Source organism: Nocardia sp. NPDC004168, assembly GCF_040610355.1.
Classification (GTDB): Bacteria; Actinomycetota; Actinomycetes; order Mycobacteriales; family Mycobacteriaceae; genus Nocardia; species Nocardia sichangensis.
Genome location: NZ_JBEXME010000021.1, coordinates 37,755 through 52,805, shown reverse-complemented (window position 1 = coordinate 52,805; position 15,051 = coordinate 37,755). Strand labels below are relative to the sequence as shown.

At 68.1% G+C, this 15,051-nt stretch carries 16 protein-coding genes; 10 read left to right on the top strand and 6 right to left on the bottom strand.

Annotation, left to right across the window (positions count from 1 at the left end):
* Positions 1-173: 173 nt before the first annotated feature.
* Positions 174-1,967, bottom strand: a complete 1,794-nt coding sequence (leuA, locus tag ABZW96_RS28540; RefSeq protein ID WP_355078711.1) for a 2-isopropylmalate synthase — start codon at positions 1,965-1,967, stop codon at positions 174-176.
* 270 nt (positions 1,968-2,237) lie between these two features.
* Between leuA and ABZW96_RS28535 the strand changes: the two genes are divergently transcribed.
* The 4 genes from ABZW96_RS28535 to ABZW96_RS28520 all read left to right on the top strand — a co-directional run bounded on the left by ABZW96_RS28535 (position 2,238) and on the right by ABZW96_RS28520 (position 7,350).
* Positions 2,238-3,005: a sulfite exporter TauE/SafE family protein gene (locus tag ABZW96_RS28535; RefSeq protein ID WP_355078710.1), complete on the top strand. Its 768-nt coding sequence runs from the start codon at positions 2,238-2,240 to the stop codon at positions 3,003-3,005.
* A gap of 61 nt (positions 3,006-3,066) precedes the next feature.
* Complete coding sequence (locus ABZW96_RS28530; RefSeq protein ID WP_355078709.1) at positions 3,067-4,662, top strand: alpha/beta hydrolase; 1,596 nt, start codon at positions 3,067-3,069, stop codon at positions 4,660-4,662.
* Positions 4,663-4,738: 76 nt separating this feature from the next.
* Positions 4,739-6,358: a GMC oxidoreductase gene (locus ABZW96_RS28525; RefSeq protein WP_355078708.1), complete on the top strand. Its 1,620-nt coding sequence runs from the start codon at positions 4,739-4,741 to the stop codon at positions 6,356-6,358.
* Positions 6,359-6,480: 122 nt separating this feature from the next.
* A complete protein-coding gene (locus tag ABZW96_RS28520; RefSeq protein ID WP_355078707.1) occupies positions 6,481-7,350 on the top strand; it encodes an ion transporter in 870 nt (289 codons plus the stop codon).
* Here the strand turns inward: ABZW96_RS28520 and ABZW96_RS28515 are convergent.
* Together ABZW96_RS28515 and ABZW96_RS28510 are read right to left on the bottom strand one after the other, a co-directional pair.
* The gene (locus ABZW96_RS28515) at positions 7,328-8,539 is read right to left on the bottom strand and encodes a low temperature requirement protein A (protein ID WP_355078706.1); all 1,212 of its coding nucleotides are present in this window, start codon (positions 8,537-8,539) and stop codon (positions 7,328-7,330) included. The genes ABZW96_RS28520 and ABZW96_RS28515 overlap by 23 nt on opposite strands.
* Before the next feature lie 86 nt (positions 8,540-8,625).
* The gene (locus ABZW96_RS28510; RefSeq protein WP_355078705.1) at positions 8,626-9,084 is read right to left on the bottom strand and encodes an SRPBCC family protein; all 459 of its coding nucleotides are present in this window, start codon (positions 9,082-9,084) and stop codon (positions 8,626-8,628) included.
* Between the two features lie 254 nt (positions 9,085-9,338).
* Here ABZW96_RS28510 and ABZW96_RS28505 point away from each other — a divergent pair, with 254 nt between their 5' ends.
* On the top strand, positions 9,339-9,686 hold the full coding sequence (locus tag ABZW96_RS28505) for a sporulation protein (RefSeq protein WP_355078704.1): 348 nt from the start codon (positions 9,339-9,341) through the stop codon (positions 9,684-9,686).
* 81 nt (positions 9,687-9,767) lie between these two features.
* On the opposite strand, the gene ABZW96_RS28500 is transcribed toward ABZW96_RS28505, so the two are convergent.
* The gene (locus ABZW96_RS28500; RefSeq protein WP_039794508.1) at positions 9,768-9,959 is read right to left on the bottom strand and encodes a DUF1918 domain-containing protein; all 192 of its coding nucleotides are present in this window, start codon (positions 9,957-9,959) and stop codon (positions 9,768-9,770) included.
* A gap of 339 nt (positions 9,960-10,298) precedes the next feature.
* The gene (locus ABZW96_RS28495) at positions 10,299-10,712 is read right to left on the bottom strand and encodes a secondary thiamine-phosphate synthase enzyme YjbQ (protein WP_355078703.1); all 414 of its coding nucleotides are present in this window, start codon (positions 10,710-10,712) and stop codon (positions 10,299-10,301) included.
* Between the two features lie 163 nt (positions 10,713-10,875).
* Between ABZW96_RS28495 and ABZW96_RS28490 the strand changes: the two genes are divergently transcribed.
* Complete coding sequence (locus tag ABZW96_RS28490) at positions 10,876-12,141, top strand: aspartate kinase (protein WP_355078702.1); 1,266 nt, start codon at positions 10,876-10,878, stop codon at positions 12,139-12,141.
* A gap of 3 nt (positions 12,142-12,144) precedes the next feature.
* Positions 12,145-13,179, top strand: coding sequence for an aspartate-semialdehyde dehydrogenase (locus tag ABZW96_RS28485; protein ID WP_355078701.1), 1,035 nt, complete (start codon positions 12,145-12,147; stop codon positions 13,177-13,179).
* Between the two features lie 183 nt (positions 13,180-13,362).
* On the opposite strand, the gene ABZW96_RS28480 is transcribed toward ABZW96_RS28485, so the two are convergent.
* On the bottom strand, positions 13,363-13,926 hold the full coding sequence (locus tag ABZW96_RS28480; RefSeq protein WP_355078700.1) for a helix-turn-helix domain-containing protein: 564 nt from the start codon (positions 13,924-13,926) through the stop codon (positions 13,363-13,365).
* 83 nt (positions 13,927-14,009) lie between these two features.
* Here ABZW96_RS28480 and ABZW96_RS28475 point away from each other — a divergent pair, with 83 nt between their 5' ends.
* From ABZW96_RS28475 to ABZW96_RS28465, 3 genes are all read left to right on the top strand, one after another.
* Entirely contained in the window at positions 14,010-14,432 is a 423-nt protein-coding gene (locus ABZW96_RS28475) for an SgcJ/EcaC family oxidoreductase (protein WP_355078699.1), read from the top strand.
* A 97-nt stretch (positions 14,433-14,529) separates the two neighbouring features.
* Positions 14,530-14,778 (top strand): type II toxin-antitoxin system prevent-host-death family antitoxin, encoded by a 249-nt coding sequence (locus ABZW96_RS28470; protein WP_043718282.1) that lies wholly within the window; start codon positions 14,530-14,532, stop codon positions 14,776-14,778.
* Positions 14,775-15,032: a Txe/YoeB family addiction module toxin gene (locus ABZW96_RS28465; protein WP_355078698.1), complete on the top strand. Its 258-nt coding sequence runs from the start codon at positions 14,775-14,777 to the stop codon at positions 15,030-15,032. The genes ABZW96_RS28470 and ABZW96_RS28465 overlap by 4 nt, the downstream gene beginning before the upstream one ends.
* Positions 15,033-15,051 lie beyond the last annotated feature (19 nt).

Genomic DNA, 15,051 nt, shown 5'->3' with positions numbered 1-15,051 from the left:
GGCGCTTGGAGTGCGAATCCAACGCTAGCACGGGGTTCGCTACCCCGTGTCGCGGTAGGCATGCCGGGCTTGGGGAGTCGAATGCCCGCGACAAATGGTCTGTCCCAGCGAGATCGGGCGCCGCGCGGTGGAACCCGCGCGGCGCCCGTCCGCGTACTTGCCGAGATGCGCTGTCAGTGCGCCCGGTTCACCGCCGACACCACCGCGCGCAGCGACGCGGTCGTGATCGAGGTGGCGATGCCGACGCCCCACACCACCTTGTCGCCGATCGCGCACTCCACGTAGGCGGCGGCCTGCGCGTCGTCACCCGCGGACATGGCGTGCTCGGAGTAGTCCAGCACCTCGACGTCGAAACCGACGGCGGCGATCGCGTCGACGAACGCCGCGAGCGGTCCGTTGCCCTTGCCGGTGATCTCCTGCTCGACGCCGTCGACCTTCACCACGGCCACGATCGAGTCGACCCCGCCGTCGGTCTCCGACGCGGTGACCTTCTGGCGCATCCGCTCCAGCGGCCGGATCGGGCTCAGGTACTCCTCGTGGAAGACGTCCCACATCTCCTTGGGCGTCACCTCGCCGCCCTCGCCGTCGGTGATCTTCTGGATCGCCTGGGAGAACTCGATCTGCAGCCGCCTCGGCAACGCCAGCCCGTGGTCGGTCTTCATGATGTAGGCGACGCCGCCCTTGCCGGACTGCGAGTTGACCCGGATGACCGCCTCGTAGGTGCGACCCACGTCCTTCGGGTCGATCGGCAGGTAGGGCACCTCCCAGACGATGTCGTCGACGTCCGCCTCGGCGGCGTCGGCCGCGGTCTTCATCGCGTCCAGACCCTTGTTGATGGCGTCCTGGTGGCTGCCGGAGAACGCGGTGTAGACCAGGTCGCCGCCGTACGGGTGCCGCTCGTGCACCGGCAACTGGTTGCAGTACTCGACGGTGCGGCGGACCTCATCGATGTCGGAGAAGTTGATCTGCGGATCGACGCCGCGGGAGAACAGGTTCATCCCCAGCGTGACCAGGCACACGTTGCCGGTGCGCTCGCCGTTGCCGAACAGGCAGCCCTCGATCCGGTCGGCGCCGGCCTGGTAGCCCAGCTCGGCGGCGGCCACGGCGGTGCCGCGGTCGTTGTGCGGGTGCAGCGACAGCACGATCGCCTCGCGGCGGGCCAAGTTGCGGCTCATCCACTCGATCGAGTCGGCGTAGACGTTCGGAGTCGCCATCTCCACGGTGGCGGGCAGGTTGATGATCAGCGGCTTCTCCGGCGTCGGGGCGATGATCGCCGAGACCGCGTCGCAGACATCCTTGGCGTACTCCAGCTCCGTGCCGGTGTAGGACTCCGGGCTGTACTCGTAACGCCAATTGGTGTCCGGGTAGCGCTGCTCGATCTCCAGGCACAACGCGGCGGCGTCGGTGGCGATCTTCTTGACCGCGTCGCGGTCGGCGCGGAAGACCACCTTGCGCTGCAGGATCGAGGTGGAGTTGTAGAAGTGCACGATGACGTTCTGCGCGCCCGCGCAGGCTTCGAACGTGCGCTCGATCAGCTCCGGGCGGCACTGGGTGAGCACCTGAATGGTGACGTCGTCGGGGATCGCGCCGTCCTCGATGATCTCGCGGACGAAGTCGAAATCGGTCTGGCTGGCCGAGGGGAAGCCGACCTCGATCTCCTTGTAACCCATCCGCACCAGCAGGTCGAACATGCGGCGCTTGCGGGCCGGGCTCATCGGGTCGATCAACGCTTGGTTGCCGTCGCGCAGGTCGACCGCGCACCAGCCGGGCGCCCGGTCGATGACCTTGTCCGGCCAGGTGCGGTCGGGCAGCGTGATCGGCTCGACCTCCTCGGCGAAGGGCCGGTAACGGAACGTCGGCATCGAGGAGTTCTTCTGTTTGTTCCAGCCGGGCTGGTCGGCGGGGGCTGGTCTGCTCGGCGCGGTGATGGTGCGCGCGCCGGACACAAATGCGTCAGCAGGGGACATGGGCGGTTCTCCCGAGGATGTCGTTTTTCCCAATGGGGCTGGTCGACCGGCGCGGCAAAACCCCGCGACGGGAGCCGGTCCGATCAGACCCCGTCGCGGCGGTCGAGAAGAAGTGCCCGCTGCATGATGTCCGCGAGTTTACCGTGCGGAGATACTGCCGGGAAGGGTGGTCCCGTCGTCGGGTGATCCGACGACCCCGCTACCGTTCGGTCCGGCAGTGAACCACGCTTGTACGGGCCCAGGGTCCGACGGGACGTCGAAGGATTGGCAATGACCTGGCTGGAGCAACTGGCCGTCTTCGGTGCGGGCATCGCGGCGGGCGGCATCAATACGATCGTCGGCTCCGGCACGCTGATCACCTTTCCCGTTCTGCTCGCGTTCGGCCTGCCGCCGGTGACCGCGAATGTGTCCAACACCATCGGTCTGGTCCCCGGCTCGATCAGTGGCGTGCACGGATACCGCCGCGAACTGACGGGGCAGCGCGAGCGGCTGCTGCGCTTGGGCACCGCCTCGCTGCTCGGCGGCATCACCGGTGCGGTGCTGCTGCTGGTGCTGCCCGCCCAAGCGTTCAAGGCGATCGTGCCCATTCTGATCATGGTGGCATTGGTGCTGGTCGTCGTGCAGCCACGGCTGGCGAGCTGGGTCAAGCGCCGCCGGGAGAACGACGGCGCCCCGGTGCCGGAGCACGGGGGGCCCATCCTGCTCGCCGCGGTTTACGCCGCCGGTGTCTACGGCGGGTACTTCGGGGCCGCGCAAGGCGTGCTGCTGATCGGGTTGCTCGGCGTTTTCGTGCACGACGACATCCAGCGCCTCAACGGGGCGAAGAACGTGCTCGCCCTGATCGTGAACGCGGTCTCCGCGCTGATCTTCATCGCCGTTGCGGACGTGGACTGGCGCGCGGTGGTGCTGATCGCGCTCGGCTCGATCATCGGCGGGCAACTCGGCGCGCGGTTGGGCAGGCGGATGCCGCCGACCTTGCTGCGGGCGGTCATCGTCGTGGTCGGACTGATCGCGGTGATCCGTTTGGTGACGTCCTAGAGCCGGATGTCAATCCTCAGGGTGACGACGGCCACCGGGCACGGAGCCCAGGATGAATGCCGTGCCTAGCTGGAGAATCGTCATCGTCGCCGCGCTCGCCGCGCTGCTGCCCGTGGTGAGCGGCTGCGGCGGCCCGCCGAGCCGACACGAGTCGGCGGTCGCGGACCTGGTCGCCCAGGCCGACGCCGCGCCGACGCCCCGGCTGGAGTGGGCGGGGTGCGCGGAGCCGGAGCTGAGCCGATTCCAGTGCGCGACCGCGCAAGTTCCGGTGGACTACGCGCACCCCGACGGCCCGACCCTCGGGCTGGCGGTGGTGCGTCAGCAGGCCGCCGACCCGCAGCGGCGGATCGGCACGCTGTTCTCCGCCGTCGGCGGTCCCGGAGGCTCGGGGCTGCGCTGGGCGGCGAAGGGAGAACTGTTAGGCGGCGAACTCGCGCGCCGCTTCGACGTGGTCACCTTCGACCAGCGCGGCGTCGGCCGCAGCGGGCAGGTGCGGTGTTTCGCGGACGCCGAGCAGCAGCGGCGGTTCTGGTCCGGCGCCCCGCTGCCGCCCGTGCGTCCGGAGCAGGAGCGCGCGGCCGACGCGGCGAGCCGCGAGCTGGCCGCCGGTTGCGCGGCGCACGGCGGCGCGTTGCTCGGGCACCTGACCACCGTCGACGCGGCGCGCGACCTGGACCTGCTGCGCCGGGCCGTCGGCGACCCCCAGCTGACCTATGAAGGCGGTTCCTACGCGAGCTACCTGGGCCAGATGTACGGCGCGCTGTTCGGCGATCGGGTGCGCGCCCTGCACCTGGCGTCGATGATCGACCCGGACGCCTACACCAACGACACGCGCAGCGCCATCGAGACCACCGCGGCCGGGACCGAGGAAGTGCTCGATGAATTCCTGCGGTTGTGCGCGGACGCGGGCCGGGAGCGCTGTGCCTTCGCGGCGCCGGACGGCGGCGCGGGTGATCCCGGCCGCTCCACTGACCTTCGCGCTCGCAATGACGCTGTGCTGCAACGTCTTCGCGACGCGCCGCTGGTGGTGGGGGCCGGGGAGCGAGCGCGCACGGTCACCTACGCCGAGGCGCTGTCGTCGCATGCGCTGTTGTTGTACGACCCGGACGAGGGTTGGCCCGCCCTGGCTCAACTGCTCGCCGAACTGGAGCGCGGCCCGTCGGGCGATCCCGACACGGTCGGCCGGATCCTCTCGGCCACAACGCAACCGTATGACTTCCTCGACTCGTTCACAGCGATCTCCTGTGCGGACAACAACTTTCCCCGTGACTCGTCCCAATGGCCTTCGCTTGCAAAGGATCTGGCGCGTGTCAGCTCTACTTACGGCCCGCTCTGGCTGTGGCTGCACCAGGCCTGCGCCTCTTGGCCGTCGCCGCCCGAGGGGTATGCCCAGCGATACGCCGGGCCGTGGATCCTGCGATCGGACACCCCAGCCGTGCTGGTGAACAACCGATTCGACCCGGTCACCCCGCTCAGCGCCGCGCGGCGCGCGCAGCGGGAACTGGTGAACGCACGGTTGGTCGTCGTCGAAGGCGGCTACGGGCACGCTGTGCTCGGCGAATGCACACGCAAACTGCGCGAGCGCTATCTCGTCGACTTGCAACTGCCAGCCCCCGGAGCGACCTGTCGCGCGGACGAGCTGCCGTTCGAGCGATAGCGAAAACGGATATCTGTTCACAAATCGGGAATACCGGTAATCTGCGCACGCTAAGCCTGATGATGGAAGGTGACCGGTGCGTAGACGTGCCTTGTTCAAGGCGGCTGGCACGGCCGCCCTGCTCGGTGCTGTGGGATCGATGACGGGGACCGGTGCGGCGTCCGCGGATCCGATGTGGGAGGCCCTGTTCCACGCTTGGGTTCCGGAGATCTTCGCCCCGATTCCCGACCCGCCGGAGCACTCGCCCGCGATCGTCGTCGGCTCGGGCTTCGGCGCCGCGGTGTCCGCGTTGCGCCTGGCCGAGGCCGGGGTGGCCACCACCGTGCTGGAGCGCGGTTCGCGCTGGCCGAACGACCCGTGGCGGGAGATCTTCACCGGCGACGACCTCCCCGACGGTCGCGGCTTCTGGCACCGCACCAACTTCACCGGCGTCACCAAGGTGCCGATGCATTTCGCCAGTTTCGGCGGCGTGCTGGACTGCACCGAGTATCCGGGCATCGACGTCTGGCGCGCGGCTGCCGTCGGCGGCGGTTCGGTGATCTTCAGCGGCGCCATGATCGCCCCGGAGCGTCGCTTCTTCGACCACGTCTTCGGTGGCGGCGTCGACTACGGCGAGATGGAGCGCGTCTACTACCCGCGCGTGCGCCAGATGTTGCGGCTGAGCCCGATGCCGGCGGACATCTACAACTCCTCGCCGTTCGCGCACTCCCGCGCCTGGGACGACCAGGTGCGCAAGGCAGGCTATCAACCCCAGGCCAACGACTCGATTTTCAACTGGGACATCCTGCGCGCCGAATTAGCCGGCGCGTCAAGGGCTTCCGCGACGGCGGCCAGGAGCAATCTGGGCAACTCCAACGGCGCCAAGTTCGACCTGAATCAGAACTACCTGGCATACGCACAGGGCACCGGCCGGTGCGGAGTCTTCCCCGGCCACCGAGTCGACGCCATCGCGCAGGAATCCGGCGGCCGCTACGCGGTCACCGTGGCGAAGCTGTCGCCGACCGGTGACGTGTTGTCCACCCGCACCCTCACCTGTGATCGGCTCTTCCTCGGCGCCGGGTCGATCGGTACCTCCGAACTGCTGGTCCGTGCGCAGGCCACCGGCGCGCTACCGAACCTGAACGAACACGTCGGCGACGGGTGGGGCACCAACGGTGACGTGGTCCTGGCTCGCGGGGCCAGCGCGCTGGCCGGTCAGGGGCAAGGCGTGCCGAGCGCGAGCCGGATCTTCGACGAGTCCGCCGTGCCGCTGACCCTGGAGAGCTGGTACATCCCCGGCATCCCGTTCGAGACCGGCGCGCTCGCCTCGCTCGGCATGGTGCTCGACTCGACCCGCACCCGGTTCGGTTACGACCGGGCCACGAACCGAGTCGGGCTGAGCTGGTCGGTCAAGAACCGGGACGAGACGGTCGCGCTGGCCCGCGCGGTCGACCACCGGATCGCCGAACGCGCGGACGCCCTCGTCGAGTACAGCGCCCTCGGCTACGACGCGAACGCGCTGTTCACCGCGCATCCACTCGGTGGGGCGGTGCTCGGGCGCGCCACCGACGGCTACGGCCGGGTGCACGGTCACCCCGGCCTCTACGTGATGGACGGCGCCGCGATACCCGGCAGCACCGGAACGGTCAATCCGTCGCTGACCATCGCCGCGCTGGCCGAACGCAATATCGAGGCGATCGTTCGCACCGGTCGCTGAAATCCGCCTGCGCCGGGCGAAGCGTTCGCCCGGCGTCTTTCCCGGGGGTATCGCCAACCGTGCCGAGCGTGCTTTCCGCGTACTAATGTCGGCGGCACCGTTCGGCGTCGAAGGGAACCGCAGTGTCCGCTCCCAGCTCGGGTATCGAGAGCTCCTCCGTCGAGCGATACGGTCTGCGGGACGCGCCGGAGCCGCAGGACTATCCGCGCAAGCCGCCCATGCTCTGGACCGATTTCCTGATGCTGGCGCTGGCCATCGTGTCCGTGGCGCTGGTCGCCTGGATCACCTTCTTCCCGGTCTCCGGGCACACCTACCACGTGGTCGTGGTCGTCGACTGGACGTTGTGCGGGGTGTTCGCGATCGAGTTCCTGTGGCGCTGGCGCCGCGCGGGCTGGCCGTGGACCTTCCCGTTCATCTATTGGTACGAGGTCGTCGGCATGATCCCGGTGACCAGCCCGTTCTTCCGCGGCTTCCGATTGTTGCGGGTCGTGGTGATCGGCGTCCGGCTGGCCCGGGTGGCCGACCGGGTGTTCGGCGACCGGGTGACCGCCGCGGTGGTGAACCGGTTCGTGGCGACCATCGTCGACACCATCCGCCGTCCGATGACGATCGCGGTGATGGACGAGGTGGCCGAGGTGCTGCGCACCGGCCACTACACCCGCAACATCGCGGCCGCCCTGGAGGAGAACCGCGCCGAACTGGACGAGATGATCGTGGAATTGATCAAGAAGGACCCGCAGGCGGGACGGGTGCGCTACATCCCGTTCCACGACGAGATCATCCGGCTGATCGCCGACACCACGTTCCGCATCGTGTTCCAGGTGCTGGAGGATCCGCGCACCGACGAACTCGTCGCGGACGTGCTGCGGGAGAACATCGATCAGATCCGCGACGCGGTTCGCGACGGTGTGCGGGTGCCGCCGTCCGCGTACGGGCCCACGCCCGACGAGGACTGCGTGCGGCATCGGCTCAATCAGGTACCGCGTGCCTGATCGCGTCCCGCGGCTGTGCCAAACGCACGGTCTCCCAAGCGATCAGCGCGACCATGACGCCGCACAGCAGGGCCAGCGAAGCCAGCGCGGGCAAGGCGCAGGCCAACGGGATGAGCGCCAGCAGCACCACGATGGCGACCACGCGCGGCGCCGTGACGGTGCGCGTGGCGTAGTGCTTGAAACCCACCAGCGCGATCAGATACAGCACGACGCCGCCGTAGAGGGCGTAGAGCGGAATTCCGTACAGCGCGTCCGTCAAAGTGTGGTGTGCGGAATCCCCGACGTAGTACAGGACCTTCTTCAGCCCCAGCGACAGCGCGATGATCCCGACGATCATCGGGAAATGCCAGAAGGTGTAGGACGCCTGCGCGATCTTGATCTGCCGCTTGCCCTCGGCGTGGACCAGTTCGTGCTCCACCGCCAGGGCCGCGACGTCGAAATACGCCCACCACAGCAGACCGGAAATGGCGAGGCCGAGCAGCGAGCCGAGCGCGATCGGCCAGGAGATCGGCAGGCCGGCCACCCCGATACCGATCGAGACGATCGATTCACCGAGCGCGACGATGATGATCAGCCCGTATCGCTCGACGAAATGGGTGGCCGAATTCAACCGCCAATCGGTGCCCGCGAACAGTGTCCAGAGGTAGTCGCCCGCGATCGCGGCTATCCACAGCGCGACCTGCACGCGACCGGTGGTCATGGCGGCGACGACGAGCAATGTGGTGCCGAGGGTGATCGACCCGAGCGCCCAGCGCAGCAGCTGGCCGCGCAATTGCGCATCCTCGGAACTGGCCAGCCAGAACATCCCGAAATGCACCAACCGCACGATCAGGTACGCGACGGCGAAGACCAGCGGACCGAACCATCCTCCGGCCAGATCTCGGAACGCCTCCGGGATGGTGAGCGCGGCGAGGAAGGCGCCGCCCATCGCGGCGAACATCGCGACCCGCGCGATGCCCTCGTCGGCGCGGACCACGTTGCCGAGCCAGGAATAGGCGATCCACAGCCACCACATCACCGCGAGCACCAGCAGCCCTCGCAGCATGTTCTTCGCGCTGGTCTCCTCCGCGACCAAGCCGGTGACCATGGTGAACGCGAAGACGAGCACCAGGTCGAAGAACAACTCGAGCTGGGTCACCGACGCGCCTTCGGCCATCGGCTGGAACCGCACCCGTTTGGAACCGATCATGCGCTCATCGTCGCACCCCGGCCGATTCCGCGCCGGTCCGCTGCTTCGCCCGGCGGCCGATTTCGCGCAGAGCGCAGCCGTCCGCGCTATACGGGTTGATAGGTCTCCGTTTCGGGGAACCGCTCGGCGAAATCTATGAAGCACTCCACGACCACCTCGTTGGCCTTGCGGAAAGTGCGTTTGAGCAGAAATCCGGGAACCGGGAGGGGCAGATAGAGCTCGACGTGGTACCAGACGTGCGTGCCGTCGACGCTGTCGGTCACCTCGAAAAAACCGCCGCCCCGCACGCCCCTGGTGCTGTCGGCGACGATCCAGGAGGACCGGTCGTCGGTCCAATCATATTCCAGCACTTGCAAATCCGAGCTGCCGAGCAGCTCCGCCTTGAGGAAGACCCGCCGGGGTCTGCGTCGTGCGTCGCGGGTCGCGACCCGGACGTCGCTGTAGGACGACGACCATTCCGGAAGCGCTTCGACGTCGGTCAGGGCGTCCATGACCTGTCCGGGATCGGTGTCGACGAAGAATCGGATATCCGTTTTGGTGCGCATGGCATACCTCCGACACCCGGATGGACAAGTCCGGCCGATTGTCTCCGTGATTTGTCCGGTTCGTCAACCTGACTGTGCCAGACCACATCTCGGCTACCAGGATAACGTGCCGTTATCTGCTCGAGATCGGCGATCGGCCAACCGCCGGAACAACTTCCGTCCGGAAGGACGGGCTCGGCCGAGGTTCACGCGCCTACGATCGGATCCGAATGGGCGCCGGTATCCGGCGCCTTCGGTACGGGCGGGAGGATGTCATGAAATACGCCGAACTGCTGGCGCAGGCGCGCGACGCGATCACGGTGCGCCGGGTTTACGGCGACCCCTACGAATCCGGCGGCGCGATAGTCATTCCCGCCGCCTCGGTCGGGGGTGGCGGTGGTGGCGGCGGCGGTACCGGGAACAGCGCCGACGGGGACGGCTCCGGCGAAGGCGTGGCGTTCGGTGTAGGCGCCAAGCCGGTCGGCGCTTACGTGCTGCGCGATGGTCGGCTGACCTGGCATCCGGCCGTCGACGTCAACGCGATCATCGAGACGGCGGGCAAGGTGCTGATCGCGGCCATCCTGGCTTTCGCGCTGGCCCGGCGCGCCAAACGAAGCGCCTGAGCGAGGCGGGCGCAGTTCCCCGTCGGTGAGCGCCGGGCCGGGCGCGGGCGAGGCCGCCCAGCGCTCGGTCCGGCGCGGCGGTCATTCCGACGTGGCGGGCTCGACGATCGCGTCGGGCCCTGGATACACCAGTGACTCGTGACCGTCGGAGAAGCGCACCACGTAGGGCGGCGTCCCGTCCGGCCCGCGGACCTCGATGATCTCGGCCAGGTGATCCACTTCTCCCACCACGTGTCCGTGCACGCAGAGTCGATCTCCTACATGTGCGATCATCGCCCCATTATCGAACGGAGTGCTGCGCGTCACAACCACTCAGCGAAGGCGCACGGGATCCGATCACGGTCATCCGCGCTCATCACGCGGTCGACCGCGGCTTCGATCAGTGCCCGGCTCCGCTCCGTGGTGACCACGGCGGACCGCTCGGCAGTTGAAAGAACTCCGCTTGTAGTACTACGTGTCAAGCGCTGCGGCGGAGTCCCCCCGGGACGCTGCCCACGCCCGCGCGGCCACACGTCGGCCCGGCGGAGTCGGGCCGGGTCATCACGCCGGGGTTGGGCTTGTCCGGGCCGCGGTCTGCCCCGGACATTCGTCGCCTCGGCCGGAGGGGCCCGGTCAGCTCGCGTCGGTGAGGAACGACAGCCGCACCTGCCGGTCCGGGTTGTCGACATTGAGATCGACCAGCGCGATCGACTGCCAAGTACCAAGGGCGAGCTTTCCGCCGAGTACCGGAACGGTCGCGTAGGGCGGGATGAGGGCGGGCATCACGTGCGAACGCCCGTGTCCGCGCGAGCCGTGCGCGTGCCGCCACCGGTCGTCGGCGGGCAGGAGATCACGCAGCGCGGCCAGCAGATCGTCGTCGCTGCGCGCGCCGAGTTCCATGATCGCGATTCCTGCGGTGGCATGCGGCACGAAGACGTGCAGCAGCCCGTCACCGCCCGCTTCTCGCGCGAATGTCGCGCACTGCGGCGTGATGTCCTGTACCACTTCACTGTGGCCCGTTCTCACCTCGAGCAGCGTGCTCTTCATGCGCCCATCGTCCCCCATCCGCGGCGGCCGGCGCGGCGCGATCGGGATCGGATGCGGCTGTGTGCTTTTCCACAAGCCGGGTAGGTAGCGGCAAAACCGCTGGCCCCGGCCGGTACCCTGGATGACTGTTACCAGTTTGTTGTCGATCTTGGAGGACCCTGTCGTGGCTCTCGTGGTTCAGAAGTACGGAGGATCCTCGGTAGCGACCGCCGAGCGGATCCGGCGCGTCGCTGAACGGATCGTGGAGACCAAGAAGCAAGGCCACGACGTGGTGGTGGTCTGCTCCGCCATGGGTGACACCACCGACGAGCTGCTCGATCTCGCTCAGCAGGTGGCGCCGTCGCCGCCTGCCCGCGAGATGGACATGCTGCTCACCTCGGGTGAGCGCATCTCCAACGCGCTGGTCGCCATGGCCATCCACTCCCTCGGCGCGGAGGCCCGCTCGTTCACCGGCTCGCAGGCGGGCGTGATCACGACGGGCGCGCACGGCAACGCGAAGATCATCGACGTGACCCCCGGCCGCGTCCGCGACGCACTGGACGAGGGCCTCGTGGTGCTGGTCGCAGGCTTCCAGGGCGTGAGCCAGGACAGCAGGGACGTCACCACGCTGGGCCGCGGTGGCTCCGACACCACGGCGGTCGCGCTGGCCGCCGCGCTGGACGCGGACGTCTGCGAGATCTACACCGACGTGGACGGCGTCTTCACCGCCGACCCGCGGATCGTGCCCGACGCGCAGCGGCTCGAGCAGGTCTCCTACGAGGAGATGCTGGAACTGGCGGCCTGCGGGGCCAAGGTGCTGATGCTGCGCTGCGTCGAATACGCCCGCCGCTACAACGTGCCCGTGCATGTGCGCTCGTCCTACACCGACAAGCAGGGCACCTACGTTTACGGATCGATGGAGGACATCCCCTTGGAGCAAGCAATCCTCACTGGCGTCGCGCACGACCGCAGCGAGGCCAAGGTGACCGTGGTCGGCCTGCCGGACGAACCGGGCTACGCCGCCAAGGTGTTCCGCGCCGTGGCCGACGCGGAGATCAACATCGACATGGTCCTGCAGAACATCTCGAAGGTCGAGACGGGCAAGACCGACATCACTTTCACGCTGCCGAAGACCGAGGGCGCCCGCGCGGTCGAGATGCTGACCAAGCGCCAGTCCGAGATCGGTTTCTCCCAGGTGCTCTACGACGACCACATCGGCAAGGTGTCGCTGGTCGGCGCGGGCATGAAGAGCCATCCCGGCGTCACCGCCACGTTCTGTGAGGCGCTGGCCAAGGCGGGCGTCAACATCGATCTCATCTCCACCTCCGAGATCCGGATCTCCGTGCTGGTCAAGGACACCGAGCTGGACGAGGCGGTCAAGATGCTGCACAGGGCGTTCGACCTGGGCGGCGACGAGGTCGCGGTGGTCCACGCGGGAACGGGGCGATAGGTCATGGGTATTCGCGTAGGAGTCGTCGGCGCGACCGGGCAGGTCGGCGCCGTGATGCGGAAACTGCTGGAGGAGCGCAACTTCCCGGCCGACGAGGTGCGGTTCTTCGCCTCGGCTCGTTCGGCGGGTAAGACGCTGCCCTGGCGCGGCCGCGAGATCGTCGTCGAGGACACCGAGACCGCCGATCCGTCCGGCTTGGACATCGCCTTGTTCTCCGCGGGCGCCACCATGTCCCGCGTGCAGGCGCCGCGCTTCGCCGCCGCGGGCGTCACGGTGATCGACAACTCCTCGGCGTGGCGCAAGGATCCCGAGGTCCCGCTGGTGGTCAGCGAGGTCAACCCGGAGCAGGCGCGCAACCTGGTCAAGGGCATCATCGCCAACCCGAACTGCACCACGATGGCCGCCATGCCGGTGCTCAAGCCGCTGCACGACATCGCCGGTCTGCGCCGCTTGATCGTCTCCAGCTACCAGGCGGTCTCCGGCAGCGGGCTGGCCGGTGTCGAAGAGTTGGCGAGCCAGGCCCGCGCGGTGATCGATGACGCCGAGAAGCTGACCCACGACGGCCGCGCCGTCGACTTTCCCGCGCCGAACAAGTACGTCGCGCCGATCGCGTTCAACGTGCTTCCGCTGGCCGGTTCGCTGGTCGACGACGGCTCTGGCGAGACCGACGAGGACCAGAAGCTGCGCAACGAGAGCCGCAAGATCCTCGGCATCCCGGATCTCGCGGTGAGCGGCACCTGCGTGCGCGTGCCGGTCTTCACCGGCCACTCGCTCTCGGTGAACGCCGAATTCGCCGAGCCGCTCTCGGTCGAGCACGCCAAGGAGATCCTGGCCAAGGCTCCCGGCGTGAAGCTGGTCGACGTGCCTACCCCACTCGCCGCGGCGGGCGTCGACGATTCGCTCGTCGGCCGCATCCGCCAGGACCCGGGCGTGCCGGACGGTCGCGGGCTCGCGCTGTTCATCTCCGGCGACAACCTGCGAAAGGGCGCTGCGCTCAACACCATTCAGATTGCCGAGGTACTCCTCAGCGACCGCTGAGACGTTTCTCGATCGAACGGGCCGTGGACTTTCCGCGGCCCGTTCGTCGTTTCCCGCATTCGCGCGAGCGCGCCCAGCGTGGATGATGCCGCCGGTGCTGTTGGCGGCTTCATGTCGCTGGTATCCGCGCTGTCCTGGTCGCCGATCGGGCGGCCTGCCGCCGGGAGGCGCTTCGGCGATGGATCAGCGGGCCCGCAGTCCGTCGAAGACGACGGCGAAGGCGCGTTCGCGCTGCGCTGGAGTAGCGGCGGTGCCGTGGGTGGCGAGGAAGGCGCCCTTGATGAGGCGCATCAGGTCCTCGACCTCGATGTCGGTGCGCACGCCGCCCGCCTCCTGCGCGCGGGTGAGCAGCGTGCCGATGGCCGAATTCAGTTCGTGCACCGGCCGGAGATATTCCGGGGCGTCCTGCCCGCCTACGGCATCGGCGAGATCACGCTTGACGCTGCCCTCCGCCACGAGCCGGGCCAGGAAGTCGAAGAACGCGGTCACCGGTTCCGCGGCGTCGGCCGATTCCCTTGCCAGCGCGATGATCCGGTCGACCCGATCCACGATCGCCGCCTCGAACAGCGCTTCCTTGGTGGGGAAGTGTCGGTAGACGGTGCCCGCGCCTACGCCGGCCCGCCGCGCGATCTCGTCCAGCGGCACCGAGAGTCCTTCCGCCGCGAACGCTTCCTGCGCGGCTGCCAGGACCCGCTCGCGGTTACGGCGAGCGTCGGCGCGCAGCGGTCGGCGCTCGGGTTCGGTCACGAGGACCGAGTCTACTGTTGACAAACGGGGCGCTCGTTCCGAAAATAAGCGGGTCCTGCGTTCCGCTTATCTGGAGGTTTGTGATGGCTGCTGATTCGTCCGTGCGAAGCCCGCGCGAGTTGGTCGAGCGGTTGTTCGGTGAGCTACCGGCCCGTGACCCCGATGCGTTCGTCGCGCTGCTCGCGCCCGACGCGGTGTTCGAAATCCCGTTCGCGATCCCCGGCCACCCGACCCACTTGGAGGGCCGCGAAGCGATCCGCGAGCACCTGGCGCAACGATGGTCGGGCCTGTCCGGAATCGAAGTGCACGCGATCCACCCGCAGGTCTACGAGACCACCGATCCCGAAGTGCTGCTCGTGGAGAACGAGGTCGACCTGACCATCCCTGGATCCGGCCGCGCCCGAAGGCGCACCTCCGTCAACGTCGTCCGGGTCCGCGACGGCCAAGTGGTGCTCTTCCGCGACTACATGGACACCGCCCGCTTCGCCCGCCTGGCCGCGGACTGAACTCGCGCTCGGCAGAACGGCGCTGTCTGCGCGTCCAAGCTCGTGGGCGACCGTCGAGCTGGTGGTACCATATGTCGTACTACTGGCTGGAGGAATCATGGCTGCTGCGATTACTGCGAGCGAGGCGCGTAAAAACCTGTTTCCTTTGGTCCGGAAGGTCAACGAAGATCACGACACGATCGAGATCGTGTCGAAAGGGGGGAACGCGGTGTTGATGTCCAAAGAGGACTACGACTCGCTGATGACGACCGTGGAGCTGCTGAGCGGGCGTGACGGGGCGCGCCTACGCCGATCGATCCAAGAACTCGAGGGCGGTGGCGGCGTCGAACGCGACCTCATCGAATGAAGGTCGTATTCTCTGAATCCGCGTGGGAGGAATACTCGGCGTGGTCGCAGCGTGACCGTCTCGTGCTGAAAAAGGCCAATGTGCTGATCCAAGCCATTCTTTCCGACCCATTCGACGGCATCGGTAAGCCTGAGCCCCTGAAGCACGACCTGGCGGGGTATTGGTCACGCCGGATCACGCAGGAGCACCGCATCGTTTACCGAGTCGTCGACGATGCGGTCTGGATCGCCAAGGTCGGCAAGCATTACGACTGATGTCGGCATGCGCGCCGAA

Coding starts and splice junctions, on each gene's coding strand:
- leuA (WP_355078711.1), bottom strand. CDS start 1,967: ATGTCCCCTGCTGACGCATTTGTGTCCGGCGCGCGCACCATCACCGCG.
- ABZW96_RS28535 (WP_355078710.1), top strand. CDS start 2,238: ATGACCTGGCTGGAGCAACTGGCCGTCTTCGGTGCGGGCATCGCGGCG.
- ABZW96_RS28515 (WP_355078706.1), bottom strand. CDS start 8,539: ATGATCGGTTCCAAACGGGTGCGGTTCCAGCCGATGGCCGAAGGCGCG.
- ABZW96_RS28510 (WP_355078705.1), bottom strand. CDS start 9,084: ATGCGCACCAAAACGGATATCCGATTCTTCGTCGACACCGATCCCGGA.
- ABZW96_RS28505 (WP_355078704.1), top strand. CDS start 9,339: ATGAAATACGCCGAACTGCTGGCGCAGGCGCGCGACGCGATCACGGTG.
- ABZW96_RS28500 (WP_039794508.1), bottom strand. CDS start 9,959: ATGATCGCACATGTAGGAGATCGACTCTGCGTGCACGGACACGTGGTG.
- ABZW96_RS28495 (WP_355078703.1), bottom strand. CDS start 10,712: ATGAAGAGCACGCTGCTCGAGGTGAGAACGGGCCACAGTGAAGTGGTA.
- ABZW96_RS28485 (WP_355078701.1), top strand. CDS start 12,145: ATGGGTATTCGCGTAGGAGTCGTCGGCGCGACCGGGCAGGTCGGCGCC.
- ABZW96_RS28475 (WP_355078699.1), top strand. CDS start 14,010: ATGGCTGCTGATTCGTCCGTGCGAAGCCCGCGCGAGTTGGTCGAGCGG.
- ABZW96_RS28470 (WP_043718282.1), top strand. CDS start 14,530: ATGGCTGCTGCGATTACTGCGAGCGAGGCGCGTAAAAACCTGTTTCCT.
- ABZW96_RS28465 (WP_355078698.1), top strand. CDS start 14,775: ATGAAGGTCGTATTCTCTGAATCCGCGTGGGAGGAATACTCGGCGTGG.